1 protein-coding gene is annotated in these 632 nt (G+C 26.6%); it reads right to left on the bottom strand.

The features are described from left to right. Positions 1-632: 6-hydroxymethylpterin diphosphokinase MptE-like protein (locus tag FBF10_RS08345; RefSeq protein ID WP_141084299.1), on the bottom strand; the 632-nt coding region annotated here is incomplete at both ends.

Raw genomic sequence — 632 nt, forward strand, 5'->3', positions numbered from 1 at the left:
ACATAATCAGGCTTTATACCATGTTTAGCTAAAATAGGATAAGAAGAATCCGCACAAAAAATTGTAGCTTTGCTAGCATACTTTTTTAATAAAGGAAGTTGTTTAGTAAGAGATGGTCCTGTAGAAACAATGATAGCTGTATCACTTATACCCTTTCTTTTAGAAAGCAATTCTTTATAACTAGGATGGGTAATCATTTGAGGAAGATTATAAACAAATTGCTCTATGCCTTGAAGAGCATCAAGAGGATCATTACCATGAGAAACAATAGAATTTTTAAAATTTTCTGCTAATTTCTTATTTAACTCCAAAACATCTTCATGAAATCTTTCATAATAATGACTCATCAGTTCTAAAAAATAAATTCTAGAAAATTGAAAGAAAGGTTTAAAAGAACAAAGTTCATTATAATCTTGAATTTCTAGTTTATTTGTATTCAAAACTATCAATCTTGCATTTTGCAATTCATGTGAAAAATCTAAGATATGAAACATTATCCAAATGATTTCTATATCTTTTTCAAAAACAACAATATGTTGATGATTTTTATTTTGCAATAAAGCTTTAAATAAAACTCCATTTCCAAAACCATAAAAATACAATACAGGATAAAGTAGGTATTTGTCATTATA

Origin of the sequence: Campylobacter sp. CFSAN093249 (assembly GCF_011067895.1) — a bacterium.
Taxonomy (GTDB): Bacteria; Campylobacterota; Campylobacteria; order Campylobacterales; family Campylobacteraceae; genus Campylobacter_D; species Campylobacter_D jejuni.